Source organism: Hydrogenophaga sp. NFH-34, from assembly GCF_021401345.1.
Lineage (GTDB): Bacteria > Pseudomonadota > Gammaproteobacteria > Burkholderiales > Burkholderiaceae_C > Hydrogenophaga > Hydrogenophaga electricum.
Genome location: NZ_JACBGE010000013.1, coordinates 69,816 through 86,513, shown reverse-complemented (window position 1 = coordinate 86,513; position 16,698 = coordinate 69,816). Strand labels below are relative to the sequence as shown.

At 66.4% G+C, this 16,698-nt stretch carries 19 protein-coding genes; all 19 read left to right on the top strand.

All coding sequences use genetic code 11. The annotated features are described in order from the left end of the window. The first annotated feature begins 164 nt into the window (after positions 1-164). The 19 genes from L0977_RS13995 (at position 165) to L0977_RS13905 (ending at position 16,640) form a co-directional block, all read left to right on the top strand. Entirely contained in the window at positions 165-977 is an 813-nt protein-coding gene (locus L0977_RS13995; RefSeq protein WP_234265471.1) for a GTPase, read from the top strand. A 98-nt stretch (positions 978-1,075) separates the two neighbouring features. After that, positions 1,076-1,429 (top strand): DUF3085 domain-containing protein, encoded by a 354-nt coding sequence (locus tag L0977_RS13990; protein WP_234265470.1) that lies wholly within the window; start codon positions 1,076-1,078, stop codon positions 1,427-1,429. Positions 1,430-1,577: 148 nt separating this feature from the next. Then, positions 1,578-2,420, top strand: a complete 843-nt coding sequence (locus L0977_RS13985; RefSeq protein ID WP_234265469.1) for a phosphoadenosine phosphosulfate reductase domain-containing protein — start codon at positions 1,578-1,580, stop codon at positions 2,418-2,420. 5 nt (positions 2,421-2,425) lie between these two features. Continuing rightward, entirely contained in the window at positions 2,426-2,935 is a 510-nt protein-coding gene (locus L0977_RS13980; RefSeq protein WP_234265468.1) for an XF1762 family protein, read from the top strand. 263 nt (positions 2,936-3,198) lie between these two features. After that, positions 3,199-4,116, top strand: coding sequence for a DUF3577 domain-containing protein (locus L0977_RS13975; protein ID WP_033448836.1), 918 nt, complete (start codon positions 3,199-3,201; stop codon positions 4,114-4,116). Between the two features lie 57 nt (positions 4,117-4,173). Further along, positions 4,174-4,863 (top strand): DUF3275 family protein, encoded by a 690-nt coding sequence (locus L0977_RS13970; protein WP_234265467.1) that lies wholly within the window; start codon positions 4,174-4,176, stop codon positions 4,861-4,863. A 94-nt stretch (positions 4,864-4,957) separates the two neighbouring features. Next, positions 4,958-5,299, top strand: a complete 342-nt coding sequence (locus L0977_RS13965) for a hypothetical protein (protein ID WP_234265466.1) — start codon at positions 4,958-4,960, stop codon at positions 5,297-5,299. 104 nt (positions 5,300-5,403) lie between these two features. Continuing rightward, on the top strand, positions 5,404-5,811 hold the full coding sequence (locus tag L0977_RS13960; protein ID WP_234265465.1) for a hypothetical protein: 408 nt from the start codon (positions 5,404-5,406) through the stop codon (positions 5,809-5,811). 16 nt (positions 5,812-5,827) lie between these two features. Beyond that, positions 5,828-6,088, top strand: a complete 261-nt coding sequence (locus L0977_RS13955; protein WP_234265464.1) for a hypothetical protein — start codon at positions 5,828-5,830, stop codon at positions 6,086-6,088. A gap of 76 nt (positions 6,089-6,164) precedes the next feature. Further along, entirely contained in the window at positions 6,165-6,815 is a 651-nt protein-coding gene (locus L0977_RS13950) for a hypothetical protein (RefSeq protein ID WP_234265463.1), read from the top strand. A 40-nt stretch (positions 6,816-6,855) separates the two neighbouring features. Further along, positions 6,856-7,989: a DUF6094 domain-containing protein gene (locus L0977_RS13945; protein ID WP_326491071.1), complete on the top strand. Its 1,134-nt coding sequence runs from the start codon at positions 6,856-6,858 to the stop codon at positions 7,987-7,989. Positions 7,990-8,092: 103 nt separating this feature from the next. Continuing rightward, positions 8,093-10,372: a helicase-related protein gene (locus L0977_RS13940; protein ID WP_234265460.1), complete on the top strand. Its 2,280-nt coding sequence runs from the start codon at positions 8,093-8,095 to the stop codon at positions 10,370-10,372. 227 nt (positions 10,373-10,599) lie between these two features. Next, positions 10,600-11,199 carry a PFGI-1 class ICE element type IV pilus protein PilL2 gene (gene pilL2 / locus L0977_RS13935; protein ID WP_234265459.1) on the top strand — a complete coding sequence of 200 codons (600 nt, stop codon included), beginning with the start codon at positions 10,600-10,602 and terminating at the stop codon, positions 11,197-11,199. After that, positions 11,196-11,837, top strand: coding sequence for a hypothetical protein (locus L0977_RS13930; RefSeq protein WP_234265458.1), 642 nt, complete (start codon positions 11,196-11,198; stop codon positions 11,835-11,837). The genes pilL2 and L0977_RS13930 overlap by 4 nt, the downstream gene beginning before the upstream one ends. 14 nt (positions 11,838-11,851) lie before the next feature. Next, positions 11,852-12,577 carry a TIGR03759 family integrating conjugative element protein gene (locus L0977_RS13925; protein ID WP_234265457.1) on the top strand — a complete coding sequence of 242 codons (726 nt, stop codon included), beginning with the start codon at positions 11,852-11,854 and terminating at the stop codon, positions 12,575-12,577. Continuing rightward, positions 12,559-13,149 carry a transglycosylase SLT domain-containing protein gene (locus L0977_RS13920; protein WP_003821096.1) on the top strand — a complete coding sequence of 197 codons (591 nt, stop codon included), beginning with the start codon at positions 12,559-12,561 and terminating at the stop codon, positions 13,147-13,149. The genes L0977_RS13925 and L0977_RS13920 overlap by 19 nt, the downstream gene beginning before the upstream one ends. Then, positions 13,146-13,685: an integrating conjugative element protein gene (locus tag L0977_RS13915; protein ID WP_234265456.1), complete on the top strand. Its 540-nt coding sequence runs from the start codon at positions 13,146-13,148 to the stop codon at positions 13,683-13,685. Before L0977_RS13920 ends, L0977_RS13915 begins: the two co-directional genes overlap by 4 nt. 4 nt (positions 13,686-13,689) lie before the next feature. Then, positions 13,690-15,882, top strand: coding sequence for a type IV conjugative transfer system coupling protein TraD (gene traD / locus L0977_RS13910; RefSeq protein WP_234265455.1), 2,193 nt, complete (start codon positions 13,690-13,692; stop codon positions 15,880-15,882). Further along, complete coding sequence (locus L0977_RS13905) at positions 15,879-16,640, top strand: TIGR03747 family integrating conjugative element membrane protein (RefSeq protein ID WP_234265454.1); 762 nt, start codon at positions 15,879-15,881, stop codon at positions 16,638-16,640. Before traD ends, L0977_RS13905 begins: the two co-directional genes overlap by 4 nt. Positions 16,641-16,698: the final 58 nt, after the last annotated feature.

Genomic DNA, 16,698 nt, shown 5'->3' with positions numbered 1-16,698 from the left:
GTCGGCGTTGCCGACACATGCCCAGGCAGCCGAGACCTTCGAGGCTGCAAGCACTGGAAACCGTGCTGGTCGTTTCTTCCTACGGACGCACCGCGTCCATTCACCCACAAGGGACCTCTCCCTTGCGGGCGGGGAATCCCTTGTTCTTCCTCAAGGAGATTCCCATGGACCGTTCCCTCATCAAATCCATGATGCCTTCGCTTGTCGCAGGCCATGTGCCCCGCAACGTGCGGTCGTTCAAGTACCGCGTGTTCGATGATCAGCCGCAGTCCTCGACGCTGGGTTTCGCTATCGATCCCAAGCCTTTCGACGGCAAGGTGGTCGCGGCCAACGACGACGCCATCGTCGTCAAGCTCAAGCCCAGCGAGTTCGCGGTGCTCGATCCCAACCTGGTGACCACCGTTCCCAGCGAAGGCGCCAAGGTGCATGTCCAACCGTATGCCCGCCGCCGCTTCGACGGCTTGCGCGCTGACACCCCGGAAGTGATCACCGAGAAGACCGCGGACGGTGTTCCCTACACCATCACCAGGCACATCCTCGGCTCCGCGCCTGCCAAGCTGCCCATCCCTGAGCCGCAGTGCATGGAACTGGGGCAGCTCATCCAGCAGTTGGAGGAAATGCCGGCTCCCGACGGGTTCCGGCGCATCACCCACATGCTGGTCGATGCGGGTGCCCGCGACTTCACCTGGGTCGATCCGAAACCGTCCAAGATCATCGAGACACCCCCGGCGATCAGCTTCACGGTTTCGACCGCGAAGTTCGAGGGCCAGGTGACGATCCTCTACGACCGCGGCGGCGACACCTACGTGGTTGAGCTGCGCCGCGACGGCGAGATGGTCGATCGGCACGACGAGGTGTATTTCGACATGCTCGGTGAAGTGCTGGAACGGCTTATCGACGACGGGCGCTGGCGCCTGATCGACGTGAGCGTGATCGACGCCAAGGCTCCCCGGCGCCGCCAGGCGGTTGCGGCATGACGTGCGAGGCAAACGGCTGACTCCACAGCCTACCGGCGACTTGCCCCATAGGCCTTTCATCCGTTCGGGTGGAGGGCCTTTTTTTCAGGAGATGAACCATGTCACTTCGATTCAAAGGCTCCGACCTGCGCCCCGTGCTGGCCGAGGCCGTTGCCAACCAATGCCGCGTCGTCCTCGCCAAGGACCAGGGCGTGTACTTCCTCGCCGAGCAGGGAGAGCGCCGTCCCGATGGCCGCGTGAAGCTGCTGGCCTATGCCGTCGGCTGCAACCCGGATACCGACCCGTTTGACGACTGGTGGGAACTGGCGCGCGCGGAGCTGGGTGGCGACGACTTCGGCGAGTTCTTCGACCCGAAGGAAGGCGTTTTCGCACGCGTCCTGCACGGCACGGACGATCTGATGCTGTCCGCCACCACGACGCACCTGTCGCTGGAGGTGGTGCCATCGGTGTAGCGCAACGACTACCGCCATCCCCTCACGGCCCCCTTCTTGGGGGCTTCCTTTTTTCCGCACCGCGGCATTCGCCGCGTGCGTGCTCGTCTCCGGCCGCCATGGCCCGCCGCGTCGGCCCGCCCGCCGACCTACCCCCGGAGACGATCGCATGCACGACCCGTTCAAGATCACCCAACCGACCTGCATCAGCTTCTCGGGCGGGCGCACCAGCGCCTACATGCTCTGGCGCGTGTTGCAGGCCAATGGCGGCCTGCCTGCCGACACTGTGGTCTGCTTCGCCAACACCGGCAAGGAGGTGAAAGCGACCCTGCGCTTTGTGCGCGACTGCGGCGCGCACTGGCAGGTGCCGATCCACTGGCTGGAATACCTGCCCACGGAGCCAGGCTTCACGCTGGTGGACTTCGATCGGGCCAGCCGCCAGGGCGAGCCGTTCGAGGCGCTGATCCGCAAGCGCCAGTACCTGCCCAATCCCGTCGCGCGCGGCTGCACGACCAGCCTGAAGATCCGCCCGATGCACCGCTACCTGCGGCATCTGGGCTGGACCGATTGGGACCAGATGATCGGCATTCGTGCCGACGAGCAGCGCCGCGTCGCCAAGATTCGTGCGCGCGGCCATTCCACCGAATCGACCCACGAGACCATGTGCGTGCCGCTTGCGGATGCCGGCGTCACCGTGCGAGACGTGGGCGCCTTCTGGCAGGCGCAAGCGTTCGACCTCGACCTGTTGACGGTGAACGGGCGCACGCTCGAAGGCAACTGCGACCTGTGTTTCCTGAAACCGCGCGGGCAGCGCCTGGCCCTCATCAAGGCCCGGCCCGAGGCCGCCGTGTGGTGGATTCGCATGGAATCGCTGAACCTGGCAAGCAAGCCCAGCGGTGCCCGGTTCCGCGCCGATGGCCCCAGCTACGCCGATCTAGCGCGCTTCGCCGCCGACCAGGGCGATCTGTTCGACGCCGCCGAGGAGCCGATCGCCTGCTTCTGCGGTGATTGACGGCCATGGACGGGCCATCGACCTCGCCATCGCTGCGACTGCTGCCGGTGTCTCTGCGCTGCGCCAATGCCTTCGTGCAGGAGCACCACCGCCACCATCGTCCGGTTCAAGGAGCGAAGTTCGCCCTGGCGGTCGCGCTGTCCGCCACCGATGGCATCTGCGGCGTGGCCATCGTTGGCCGCCCGGTCGCCCGCCACCTGGATGACGGCTGGACGCTCGAAGTCACCCGCGTCTGCACCGATGGCGCACCGAACGCCTGCAGCAAGCTCTACGGCGCGGCCTGGAAGGCGGCCAAGGCCCTGGGCTACACGCGGCTGATCACCTACACCTTGCCCGATGAAGGTGGTGCCAGCCTGCGCGCCGCCGGCTGGCGGCTGGTCGGCGTACGCGGCGGCGGCGCCTGGAGCCGCCCCAGCCGTCCCCGCGCTGACACCCCCGACCACCTGCGCGGCCCTAAGTGCCTGTGGCAAGCACTGGGCGGTGCGGACAAAGGGAAACACCCGGATGCCGATTGATTGCTGCCGCGCGCGCGAGGCCCGGACATGCTGCCCCCATGCCTGCTGACGTTGTCAGCGACATGCCAGGCAACCATCGGTCTTCGAGGTTGCCGCGCAGTTCCCACTGCGTGACCGAGCCAGCTCGCACCGCATCCATCCGCGAGCGGCCACCAGTTCTGGTGGCGGATGCTTTCGCCTTATCAACCCACCGCGGGGTTACGCACCTTTCCCCGCATGCGTGGGGCCGGTGTGTCTCCGCTTCATCCCAATGGAGATTCACCATGAGCACCACGTCCAACGAGAAATCGTATTTCGACCTTCACACCTCGGGCATCGGCTACATCCAGCGTGCCCGCGAGGTTCCCGTCCGGGGCGGCCGCCGCGCGCAGCCCTTCCTGGCATGCACCATCGCCGCGCTGGTCGGTTCCGCCAAGGACCCCAGCTACCGCTACTTCGACGTCAAGGTCTCGGGTGCCGAGGCCAAGAAACTGGTCGAGCGCTACATCGGCGTTGACGATCCCAAGCAGCGGCCGCTGGTGCGCTTCCGCCTCGGCGACCTCTGGGGCGATGCGTACATCCGCGACAAGGGTGAGCACAAGGGCCAGGCCGCCGCGTCTCTGAAGGCGCGACTGCTCAAGGCCGAGCCGCTTGACCGGGCCGAACTGGCCTCGATCAAGCAGCACGAGCTGATCACCCGCGGCATCGGCTACCTCAGCCGTCCGAAGGACGTCTCCCCCAAGGATGGCGATCCGTTCCTGTCGTGCTGCGTCGCGGCGCTGGCCGGACCTGTCGGTGAACCGGAATATCGGTACTTCGACACCATCGTCGCCACCCCTGAAGCCGAGCACCTGGTTCGCCGGTGCGTGCAGGCCATCGAAGGGGACCGCAAGGTGCTGATCGCCTTCCGTCTGAACGACATGAAGATCGATCCGTACATCCGCACCAAGGGCGAGCGCGCCGGGGAACCGGGAGCGAGCCTGGAATCGACGCTGGTTCACATCGGTCTCATCAAGATCGACGGCACCCAGGTCTATCCGACGAGCCAGGCGCAAGCCGAGGCGCCGCAAGCCGAGGACGCACCCGCGCCCGAAGCCGAGGTTGCCGCCGACACCGCTGCCGACCAGCCCGTCGAGCCCGCCGAGCGCGAGCCCGCAGGTGAAGTCGAGGAGCAGGAGCCGGCATTGGCTGCTTCGTTCTGATCCGGCATGGCCCCTCACGGGGCCTTGCCTTTTTCCTATTCCCCAAGGAGAACCATCATGGCAGTCACATCGGCGCCCGAGCAATCGGGTTCGCCCATCACCGTCCCAGGCCAACTCACGCTGCGCACGATCCGCGGAAGAAACGGCCCTTTCAACGTCGGCCGACTTGTCACCCCCATCGGCAAGTTCGCGGTGAAGGATGCGGAGCTGGAGCAGTACCCCGAAGGCAAATACGACGGGGAGTTCGTCATCCGCTACATCTTCCCGAAGTCCTATCCCGTCGGCGACGGCATGCGGTTCGAGATCCGTGCCAACCTGGACGGAATGACGCTCAACGGCATCGACAAACTGAGCCGTGACGAAGCACGCAGCTTCACCACCCAGGAAGTCGATCCGCTCGATGAAGAACTGGGCGCGCAGTCTGCGGCAACGCCGGCCAAGCCCGCCAAGGCATCCAGACCCGCCAAGCCCGCATCCGCGCAGGCGTCCGCGGACCCGCTGATCGATACCACGCCTTTTGGTGTGGATGCGCCGACGCCCGCTGCGGCTGCTGCCCCCGGCAGCACCGAAGATGGCGACGCCGCACTGTTCGGGCTGCTCTGGCCGCTGGGCGAGTCCGTGAAACTGGATTCGACCATCGATCGCCGCACCCTGCGCGCGCAGATCGCCCGCCTGGGTGAACTGGGCTACGCGCTGGACTTCAAGACGCAGGAGTGGAGCCGCCAGGCCGAACTGCAACCTGCGTGAACACAGACACCGCATCCGCGGTGTTCTTCATCCACCCGCCGGGGTTTCTTCCCCATGCGGGGGAGGCTCCGGCTTTCTTCTGGAGGTCTCCATCATGTCCACCATCGCTATCGATACCCCCCGTTCCACGTTGGATGAACCCGCGTGGCGCGCTGTCTGCAAGACGGCCGCCGAGCACGCCCAGCGTGGTTGCGGCCTGTCCTGGGACCACTGGGTCACGCTTTTCAGTTCGGAAATCGACGCGCAAGCCAGTCGGTTGCCGGAAAGCCAGCGGGCTCAGGCCCTGGAAATCGCGACCCAGGAATGGGACTACGCAACGCCTGCCGAACGGCAGGAAACCCAGGACTGGAACGCGGAGCATGGCTATTGCTCTCACGGGATCGAGTTCGGCTACTGCCCGGCCGGTTGTGATCGCGACGATGACGACTGGGACTGAAGGCAAAGCATAGGTTCCTTCGCCGCACTTGCGGCTTTTCATCACCCGCTGGGGGCTCCTCCCCGCGGGGGAGGCCTCCGGCTCTACTTTTCAGGAGGCCTCTCATGGGCTGGTACTTCTCACCTCAGTCGCGGTCTGAACTGATCGCGGAACTGATCACACCGCAAGAGACCGAGCGCGCCAGCGTGAAGGTCATCGCCCACGCGCTGCGCGGCAACGTCCTCTGGTCCGTCGCGGAAGTGATGGCCAAGGTCGAAGGCGTGCATCGTCATCTGGAGCCGGGCCAATCCCTGCGCTACATCCGCTGCGATCTGCTCGAACGCAGCGGCGACCAGTGGGGCTACAAGCCACTGGACGAGGCCATGCACCCGTACTACTACTCGTGCCCGCTGTCCTATCTGGATCTCGCACCGGAGCAGTCCGCCGACTGGCGCGCAGGCGTTCGCGCCCACCACGCACGGCGGCGCACACCCACGGTCGTCGCGGCAACCGCCGCGGCGCAGATCGTCTGAGCCAGGAGGAACCGACATGGACCCGATCCTGGCCGCGCTCCCGCCCTCGCTGTTGAAGCTCGTTGAAGGGAGTTTGTCCAACGACGAAGAGTCCTCCGACGAGGAAATACTGGAGTACTTCATCAGCAACGGCCTCACTGAGGAGCAGGCGCGGCAGGCACTGACCTACCGCGACCAGTACCTCAACAACCTCTACCTGGAGGGCTTCACGCCGATCACCGCGGTAGATGAGGCGCTTCACTTCAACCCGCACACCCGGCAGTTCGAGCCGGACTGAGCGATTTTCTTCCACCCCCAGGGGCAGTACTTGCCCCAGCGGGCGGTGCTGTTCCCGTTCATCCGAGGACACCACCATGCCCGCAGACACTTCTTCCACCACGCTGTATCGCATAGACGAATGCCCCGACGTGATGGCCGACGCTTGCGTCGGCGATGACCAAGGCAACCTCGTCTTCCTCTCGATCTGGGCGCGGGACACCGCCGTCCAGCAGTTCCTTGCTCGCCTGACCCTCGGGCGCGACGAGCAGGGGTTGGACCAGTTTCACGTCATCACCGACCAGGGCGGCAGCGTCCCGGTGTTCGTCGGCAACGTCGATCGTCTGGAAAAGCGCATGACACGCGCCTACCGACGAACGCTGTTCGGATCGCTCTCCAACGTGTGGCTGTTCGACCGCCGCTGCGTGAAGCCCGACAAGGCCAACGCCAGCGCGCTCGCACTGCTGCCACGCGGCAGCGCCCACCGGCTTGACCGCCTGTGGACGCTGGTGCGGGACACCTGCCCGTTGCCGCTGCTCGATCACTGGCGCGAGACCGTGCTGGAACTGCTGCAAACCCGCGAAATGTTGGCCCGCCTTCCGTTCGCCCTCGGGCGACTGGAAGGTCATCGGCTCGCCATCGACGTGCCGGCGCTGACCTTGGCGCTGGGCTCCCTGATCCGCAGTGACGTACTCACCGCCTATCCCTATCCGGCCAAGATTTGGACGCCGGAAGCGGTAGCGGCTTGACCTACCCGCGGAAGCACGCCTTGGCGTGCTTCCGCCTTTCATCCCCGCCAACCAGGAGACTTCCATGGCCCTCATGTTCCCGCGGCTCGCCCGCAACTTCGTTAAAAACGGGTACTTCCCCACGGATGAACCCACGCTCGAAAGAGCCCTCAACGCACTCATGCCCAGCGACGGGCCGATGTGCATCCTTGATCCCTGCGCAGGTGAAGGCGTGGCGATCGCCGAAGCTGCTCATGCCCTCGGGCGCGAGCAGGCCAAGGCGTTCGCGGTCGAGTTCGACGCGGAGCGGGCACGCCATGCCCGCGGCCTGGTCGATCACTGCCTGCACGCGGACCTGATGGACGCGATGATCTCCAAGCAGTCGTTCGGGCTGCTCTGGCTTAACCCACCGTATGGCGACCTGTCCAAGGACGTCAACGGCAACATCGGTTATCAGGGACAGGGCCGTGCCCGCCTCGAAAAGCTGTTCTATCAGCGCAGCCTGTCGTTGTTGCAGTACGGCGGCGTGCTGGTCTTCATCGTCCCCGGCTACGTGCTGGATGCGGAGCTGGTCGGCTGGCTGACGCGCCACTACACGGACCTGCGGATCTACCGAGCGGTGGAAACGCAGTTCAAGCAGGTGGTGATCTTCGGCCGCAGGGTACGTCAGCGCGAGCTGGCACCCGATGGTCTCAAGGCTGTGCGCAATTTGCTGCTGCAGGTCGGGCTTGGCGAAGTCGAAGCCGAGGAGTTGCCGAGCGAATGGCCGTTCCTGCCGTACATCGTCCCCGCCAGTCCGGCCGAACCGGAGCATTTCTTCCGCGTGACGATGGAGCCGGAGCAGTTCGCCGTTGAGGTTAGTCGGCTCCAAGGCCTCTGGCCGTCGAAGGACACGCACCTGGGGGCCGCGCAGCAGTCGCTGCGTCCGCCGGCGCGCGCCTTGTCCCACTGGCATCTCGCCCTGGCCCTGGCCGCGGGCGCGATCTCGGGGGTTGTGTGCTCCAAGACCGGGCGCGTGCTCGTCGTCAAAGGTGACACCCACAAGGACAAGACGCTCCAGCGGGAATTCACCGAACGCGAAGACGGCTCAATCGCCGAGACCCGCATCCTCACCGACAAGTTCGTGCCTGTCATCCGCGCGTGGGACATGACACCAGGCTCAGCCACGCTGGGCGAGGTGTTGACCATTCGCTGATCACTTCTTCACTGCTGACGGTTCGCCGTCTCTTTTCCCACCACGGGGCATGTCATCGCCCCGCTGGGGGTGGTGCATGCCTCATTTTCTTTGGAGCATCACCATGTCCACCGATCTTGAAACCACTGCCGCTGAAGCCGCGCCCGCACAGGGCGAACTGCTCAATGCGGAATCTTCCGCTCTGACCCTGAGCCTTCAGGATTTCGTCGGCGAGTTCGGCGACGAACTGCTCGACGCCCTCAACAGCGCCAACCCGCCGGTCTACAACGGCCAGCCGCAGGCGCACCGGCAACTCATCGTCGCCAGCCTCAAGCGCAAGCTCTTCCAGGCCCAGGCCGAAGTCGTCCACGCCGCCGCGGAGCTGCTGATCGATCGTGGCGAACGCGCCGCGATCGTCAATGGCGAAATGGGCTGCGGCAAGACGACCGTCGGCATCGCCACGGCCGCCGTGCTCAACGCCGAAGGCTACCGCCGCACCCTGGTTCTTTCCCCGCCGCACCTTGTTTACAAGTGGCGGCGCGAGATCCAGGAAACAGTGGCGGGCGCCAAGGTGTGGGTGCTCAACGGGCCGGATACGCTCGTCAAGCTCATCAAGCTGCGCGAGCAGTTGAACGTCCAGCCCACGGGCCAGGAGTTCTTCGTCCTGGGCCGCGTGCGGATGCGGATGGGGTTCCATTGGAAGCCCGTCTTCACCCAGCGGCGTACCCGTCACGGCAACGTGGCGGCGTGCCCGGACTGCGGCACGGTCATCACCGACCTCGACGGCGAGCCGGTCAACCCGGTCGCGCTCGAAGCCGAGGAATACCGCAGGAAGTGCAGCCATTGCGCCGCGCCCCTGTGGACGCTGATCCGCCCGCGCAGCCTTTCCGGCAGCGACCAGTCCTCGGCCGTGCTGAAAGCCCTCAAGCGCATCCCGACGATCGGGGAAGTCACCGCGCAGAAGCTGATGCAGAAGTTCGGCGACGGGTTCCTGGCGTCGATGCTGGGCGACAACATCCATGAGTTCATCAACCTCATGGACGGCAACGGCGAGCTGGTGTTTTCCGACCGTCAGGCCACGCGCATGGAGCGTGCGATGGCCAACATGGAGTTCGGCTTTGGCGAGGGCGGCTATCAGCCGTCCGAGTTCATCAAGCGCTACCTGCCGCAAGGCACATTCGACCTGTGCATCGCAGACGAGGCACATGAGTACAAGAACGGTGGCAGTGCCCAGGGCCAGGCTATGGGCGTGCTGGCGGCGAAGGCTCGCAAGACCTTGCTGCTGACAGGCACGCTGATGGGCGGCTACGGGGACGACCTGTTCTACCTGCTGTTCCGAGCCCTGCCTGGGCGGATGATCGAAGACGGCTACCGCCCGACCACGAGCGGCAGCATGACCTCGGCGGCCATGGCGTTCATGAGGGACCACGGGGTCCTCAAGGACATCTACTCCGAAAGCGCCGGCACGGCGCACAAGACGGCCAGAGGCACCAAGGTATCGGTGCGCACGGTCAAGGCTCCCGGCTTCGGGCCGAAAGGGGTCTTGCGGTGCATCCTGCCGTTCACGATCTTCCTCAAGCTCAAGGACATCGGTGGCAACGTCCTGCCGCCGTATGACGAGGAGTTTCGTGAAGTCCAAATGGACGTGGCGCAAGCTGCGGCCTACCGCGACTTGGCGGGTCGGCTGACCGCGGAGCTGAAACAGGCTCTGGCGCGACGCGATACGACCCTGTTGGGTGTGGTGCTCAACGTGCTGCTGGCTTGGCCGGATTGCTGCTTCCGGTCGGAAACCGTGGTGCATCCGCGCACGCGCAACACCTTGGCGTTCGTCCCGGCTCAGTTCAACGAGTTCGAGGTGACGCCGAAAGAGCGCGAGCTGATCGACATCTGCAAAGAGGAGAAGGCGCAGGGTCGCAAGGTTCTGGCCTACACGGTCTATACCGGCACGCGCGACACCACGTCGCGCTTGAAGGTGCTGCTGGAGCAGGAAGGTTTTCGGGTGGCGGTGCTGCGCGCAAGCGTGGACGCCAGCCGCCGCGAGGACTGGATCGCCGAGCAATTGGACCGTGGCATCGACGTGCTCATCACCAATCCCGAGCTGGTCAAGACGGGCTTGGACCTGTTGGACTTCCCGACGATCGTTTTCATGCAGTCGGGCTACAACGTGTACTCGCTCCAGCAGGCGGCACGCCGCTCCTGGCGCATCGGACAGAAACAGCCGGTGCGCGTGATCTACCTCGGCTACGCCGGTTCCTCGCAGATGACCTGCCTGGAGCTGATGGCCAAGAAGATCATGGTCTCGCAGTCCACCTCGGGCGACGTACCCGAATCGGGCCTCGATGTGCTCAACCAGGACGGTGATTCCGTCGAGGTCGCACTGGCCCGGCAACTGGTCGCTGCCTGATCTTCATGCCATCGCCGGCTTAGTGCCGCCGGCTCTTTGTTGTTCCCATTTGCAGCCACGCCCACGGTCTCCGTGGACGTGGCTGCTCTTTCACTGGCCCCCTCGGGGGCCTTTTTCTTTGAGCGAGGCGCTGCCGGCAAATCGGGCGCAGCGTGGTTCGCATTGTTTGCTGCCGCACCCGGCCTGAGCGGCGATGGTGAGGGCTCGAAGTTTCAGGACGACGCGCCATGTGCCCCTCTCCACCTTGGTTTCACCATCCCGAACGCCGCCTGCTGGCGGGTTTTCTCGGCCTGCTCTGGTCGGTGCTGGCCGGCGGCTGCGCGACGACGACCGCGCCGGTCGCGCCCGACACCATCGAGGAAGTCTCGGCCGCGCCCGTACCCGAGGCACCCGAGTACATCCCCGTCGTGCGCTACGGCCGCTACACCCTCGTGGAACTGGCACCGACAGCAGCGCAGCGCGACCTGCTGTTGCAGACCATCGATGTCGCCATGCCAGAGGACGCCCGCGCCACGGTCGGGGACGGGCTGCGGCATGTGCTCAAGCGCAGCGGCTACGGCTTGTGCCAGACGGCGCACGCGGTGATCGAGCTGTACGCACTGCCGCTGCCGGCGGCGCACCTGCACCTCGGCCCCATGACATTGCGCGATGCGCTGCTGACCTTGGCTGGCCCGGCCTGGGAACTGCACGCGGATGACCGCGCACGGCAAATCTGCTTTCAGCGTCCCGGCGACAGCATGACCGCCGACCACGCACCCACGCCGCCCACCACCGAGACGGTGCAGACGTTCCCGCTCGCGCCTGCAGCATCGGGAGGCCAGCCATGAACGCTCCGCAGCCCGCCCAGCGTTCAACCGCCACCGTGGTGGTACAGAGCCTGATGTGGCTCTGGCTGCTTGGCCTGAGTGCTCTCGTGGCCCTGGGCTACCAGGCCATGAACGACCAGGCCGACCAAAAACGACTCGATACCCGGTTGCAACGCCTCGAAGCGCAGGCGACGGGCCTGGCCGAGACCATCGAGGCCATCCAGCAGCGTCCGGCCGTCGCCACGGCAGCGGACCTCAAAGACACCCGCCAAATCCTGGAAGCGCGCGCGGCCCAGGTCGAGCAGTCCCTAAGCGCCTATGCCGCCGCTGACGATCTTCAGGCACTGCGCGCCGAAGTCGAGCAAGTCAAGGCGCGCCAGACCGCCGCACGCGCCGCAGCACCCGTCCAGCCACGCGCAGCGAACAAGGCCGCCGCCAAGCCTGAACCGCCACCGCTGCCATTCCGCATCGTCGGTGTCGAACTGCGCGCCGGCGAGCGCAGCGTGTCCATCGCGCCCAGCAGTGGGGACTTCACGCCCGACCAGCTTCAGGTGCTGCTGCCGGGTGATGCGGTCGGCCCATGGCGCTTGCAGGCCGTCGAGGGCAGCACCGCGGTGTTCCAGGCCGGCGACCAGACCCGCCGCGTGGCGATCCCCTGAACGGAGCACACCACATGAAGCCGTCGATCATCCTTTCCGCGCTTCTGCTGGCGTCCACCCAGTTGCCCGCGTGGGCGCAGCAATCCGCCACGGCTCCCGCCCGCAATGCGCAGAGTCAGGAACGCCCGCTGGTCGCCCGCATTCTGGACGACCGGGTGGCGAGAGACTGGGGCCTTCAACCTCAGGAGTGGGCGCGCTATCGCGAACTGATGGACGGTCCACTGGGCATCTATTCGCCCAACCTGGACCCGCTGTCGGCCCTGGGCATCGAGGCGCGTACCGAAGAGGAACGGCGGCGCTACGCCGAGCTGCAGGTGCAGGTCGAAGCGCGCCGCGTGGAGAAACTGCTCGCTTATCAGCGGGCCTACGACGAGGCCTGGCAGCGCCTGAACCCCGGGATGCAGCGGGTGAACCTGCCGGACGACAAGCCGGTCGCCGGAGCCACGCGCGGCTCCGGCCGCACGGCAGTGTTCGTGAAAGATAACTGCGTGGCCTGCGGCCAGCTCGTGCAGCGCCTGCAATCCTCGGGCGCCGAATTCGACCTGTACATGGTCGGCAGCCGCCAGGACGACGCGCGCATCCGCGATTGGGCCAAGCGCGCGAACGTCGATCCGGCGCGCGTGCGCAGCGGCAGCATCACGCTCAACCACGACGGCGGCCGCTGGTTGACCTTGGGAGTACCCGGCGACCTGCCGGCGGTCGTGCGCGAGGTGAACGGCCAATGGCAGCGCCAGCCATAGCCGCCCCCCTGCGCACACTGGTGCTCGCCGCTGGCCTATGCGCCTGCGTCGCCCAAGCCCAGGAGGTTCCGCCACCGGCCTACCAGCTCGCCGCGCAGCGCGCAGGCATCCCCTCGACGGTGCTCTACGCCGTGGCCTTGCAGGAGAGTGGCATCCGCCGTAACGGACGCATCGTCCCGTGGCCGTGGTCCCTCAACGTCGCCGGCCAATCACGCCGCTATGCGACCCGCGCCGATGCCTGCGCGGGTTTGCAGCAGGCGATGCGCTCCACGCCGCACACGCGCATCGACGCGGGCCTGGGCCAGATCAACCTCGGCTACCACCAGCAGCGCTACGCCAGCGCCTGCGACCTGCTCGACCCGTACCGGAATCTCGCCATCGCTGCCGAGATCCTGCGCGAGCAACACGCCCCCGGCGAGGACTGGTTGCTGGCGATGGGCCGCTACCACCGCCCCGCGGGCGGCGAGCCCGCCGCCCGCTACAGGCGCAGCGTGTCGCGCCACCTCGCCCGGGTGCAGGGCGCACGCCCAACCGCCGCGGTTCTCGCCGCACGCAAGGAGACATCCCCATGACGACATCCCATCTGGCCTTGCGTGGCCTGCTCGTACTGCTGGCGGGTCTGCCGCTGGCCTCGCTTGCCGGCGAGCCGCTGATCGTGGTCGAAGACCGCGGCGGCGCGTCGGCGCTGCCGTACTACGAAGCCCTGAACCTCCAGCCGCGCACCAACGCACCGGCCCGGCCGCCGATCCCGACTCCCCAGGTTCCCGCCACGCCGGCGGACGAGGCCGCGATGCTGCCGGTGCGCAGCGCCAAGCTCACCCCCGGCACCGTCGCGCGGCGTGTCATCGAGGCTCCGGGTCTGCGGCCTTTCGTTGTCGTCGGCGACGACGAGGCATCTCGGGCCTGGCTGCGCAGCCAGGCAGCCGCGCTGCGCGAGCGCGGCGCGGTCGGTCTGGTGGTCAACGTCGAGACCATGCAGGGCCTGGCGCGGCTGCGCGCCCTGGTGCCCGGTGTGCCGCTCGCGCCTGTGTCCGGCGACGACCTGGCCGAGCGTCTGGGCCTGCGGCACTACCCGGCGCTGATCACGGCCACCGGCATCGAGCAATGAAGCCATGTCGGGAAAACAGCCGGTCGAGGTACTGCTACGCCCAGCGGTGGAGCTATACACCGTTGCCGCATGCGCGGGCGCCGCGTTTCTGTCCCTGGTGGCCCCATGGTCGCTCGCGCTGAGCCCCTCCATGGGTGTCGGCAGTGCGCTGGCGTTCGGCGCCTACGGCGCGATCCGCTACCGCGATGCCCGCGTCATACTGCGCTACCGGCGCAACATCCGCCGCCTGCCGCGCTACGTGATGACCAGCAAGGACGTGCCGGTCAGCCAGCAGCGGCTGTTCGTGGGGCGCGGGTTCCTGTGGGAGCAGAAGCACACCCATAGGCTGATGCAGACGTACCGGCCGGAGTTTCGCCGCTACGTCGAGCCGACGCCTGCGTACCGTCTGGCGCGGCGCTTGGAGGAACGGCTGGAGTTCGCGCCGTTCCCGCTGTCCCGGCTGCCTGCGCTCACCGGCTGGGACGTGCCTTTCAACCCGGTGCGGCCGCTGCCGCCCGTGGGCGGTCTGCCGCGCCTGCACGGTATCGAACCTGAGGAGGTGGACGTGAGCCTTCCGCTCGGCGAGCGCGTCGGGCATTCGCTGGTGCTGGGCACCACGCGCGTAGGCAAGACGCGGTTGGCCGAGTTATTCGTGACCCAGGACATCAGGCGCGTGAATACCGCGGGCGAGCACGAGGTCCTGATCGTCATCGATCCCAAGGGGGACGCGGACCTGCTCAAACGCATGTACGTCGAAGCCAGGCGTGCGGGCCGCGAGAACGAGTTCTACGTTTTTCATTTGGGCTGGCCGGACATTTCCGCGCGCTACAACGCCGTGGGCCGCTTTGGCCGCATCAGCGAAGTGGCGACCCGGGTTGCGGGGCAGCTCTCCGGCGAAGGCAACTCGGCTGCGTTCAGGGAGTTTGCGTGGCGGTTCGTCAACATCATCGCCAGGGCTCTGGTTGAGTTGGGGCAGCGCCCGGACTACATGCTGATCCAGCGTCACGTCATCAACATCGACGCGCTGTTCATCGAGTACGCCCAGCATTACTTCGCCAAGACGGAGCCCAAGGCTTGGGAGGTGATCGTCCAGATCGAGGCCAAGCTCAACGAGAAGAACATCCCGCGCAACATGATCGGGCGGGAAAAACGCGTGGTGGCGCTGGAGCAGTACCTCTCCCAAGCCCGCAACTACGACCCCGTGCTCGACGGGCTGCGCTCTGCTGTCCGATACGACAAGACGTATTTCGACAAGATCGTCGCCAGCCTCTTGCCGCTGCTGGAGAAGCTCACCAGCGGCAAGATTTCGCAGCTTCTGGCCCCCAACTACTCCGACCTCAACGACCCCAGGCCGATCTTCGATTGGATGCAGATCATCCGTAAGAGGGCCATCGTCTATGTGGGCCTGGATGCGCTCTCCGACGCCGAGGTCGCCGCAGCGGTCGGCAACTCGATGTTCAGCGATCTCGTGTCGGTCGCAGGCCACATCTACAAGCACGGGATCGACGACGGCCTGCCGGGCGCTTCAGCCGGTGCGCGCGTGCCGATCAATGTCCACGCCGACGAGTTCAACGAGTTGATGGGCGACGAGTTCATCCCGCTGATCAACAAGGGTGGCGGTGCCGGCCTGCAAGTCACCGCCTACACGCAGACCCTTTCGGACATCGAGGCTCGCATCGGCAACCGCGCGAAGGCGGGCCAGGTGATCGGAAATTTCAACAACCTGTTCATGCTGCGCGTGCGCGAGACCGCGACCGCTGAACTGCTGACCCGGCAACTGCCGAAGGTCGAGGTCTATACGACCACCATCGTCAGCGGTGCGACCGACAGCTCGGACATTCGCGGGGCGACGGATTTCACGTCGAACACCCAGGACCGCATCAGCATGTCCAGCGTGCCGATGATCGAGCCGTCGCATGTCGTCGGCCTGCCCAAGGGCCAATGCTTCGCGCTGCTGCAGGGCGGTCAGCTTTGGAAAGTGCGCATGCCGCTGCCGGCGCCGGACCCGGACGAGGTGATGCCGGCGGACTTGCAGCAACTGGCCGGGTACATGCGCCAGAGCTACAGCGAAGCGACGCAGTGGTGGGAGTTCACCAGCTCCCCGGCCTTGCAGGACACGGACCTGCCCGACGACCTGTTGGATGACGCCGCTGCGGCCGAACCTTCCGCAGTGGCCACCACCACCGGCGATGGTTCCGGCAACGAGGCCTCGCCATGAAGGACGCCGCCTCGACGGCGCAGCGGGAGCAGAACCAGCGCCAGGGCCTGATCGTCGGCACCATCACCTTGCCGTTCCGGCTGCTCGGGGTGCTGATCGGCTCGCTGCTGTTCTCGATCGTCGTGGAGTGCGTCGGCATGCACCTGTTCTGGAAGGACCAGGGCTGGCGGCACTCGCAGCAGATGTTGCAGTACGAACTGGGGCACCTGTCCAGCCACTTCACGCGCAGCGTGGTCGTGCAGGAGCCGGGGCGCACGGCGCACGAGCTGGTGGACACCGGCTACGAATGGGTGTTCGTGCGTTCCGGGCTGCTGGAGCGCATGAGCCAGACCGCCGAGCGCGCCCGCGCGCCCAGCCACGGGAAGGACCAGGACGGCGGCCGCAACTTCCGCTACTACATCAGCCAGGTCTATGTCTGGACCGAGAGCTACCTGATCGCCGCGGCCTTCACGACGCTCACGTTCCTGGTGCGCCTGCTGGTCCTGGTGCTCACGCTGCCACTGATCTGCACCGCGGCGTTCGTTGGCCTGATCGACGGCCTGGTGCGGCGCGACGTGCGCCGGTTCGGCGCGGGCCGGGAATCCGGCTTCATCTACCACCGCGCAAAGGCGAGCCTGATGCCGCTGGCCGTGCTGCCCTGGGTCACCTATCTGGCCTTGCCGATCTCGGTGCATCCACTGCTGATCCTGCTGCCCAGCGCGGCCTTGCTGGGACTGGCCGTGAGCCTGACCGCGGGCAGCTTCAAGAAGTACCTCTAGGCCATCAATCCGGGCATGCGCGAGTTCCTATTGTTTGCGGCCTAAAAGCTCCTCGCTG